Annotated in this window: 1 protein-coding gene; it reads right to left on the reverse strand. The window is 64.3% G+C overall.

Features of this window, described 5'->3' with window-relative positions:
• Positions 1 to 221: ATP-binding cassette domain-containing protein (locus EJ903_RS26800; RefSeq protein ID WP_126620835.1), on the reverse strand; the 221-nt coding region annotated here is incomplete at both ends.

The raw sequence follows: 221 nt of genomic DNA on the forward strand, positions 1-221 counted from the left end.
TCCAACAGGATCAGAGTGGCCCCGGTGCGCAGGATGCGGGCGATGGCCAGCATCTGCTGCTCACCACCCGACAGCCGGGTTCCCTGGGTCGAGCCGCGCCCCTTCAGATTGGGGAACAGGTCGTAAATCTGCTCCACCGTCATCCCGCCTTCCTTGATGACCGGCGGCAGGGTCAGGTTTTCATCGACGCTGAGGCTGGAGAAAATCCCGCGCTCCTCCGG

The organism is Azospirillum griseum (assembly GCF_003966125.1).
Lineage (GTDB): Bacteria > Pseudomonadota > Alphaproteobacteria > Azospirillales > Azospirillaceae > Azospirillum > Azospirillum griseum.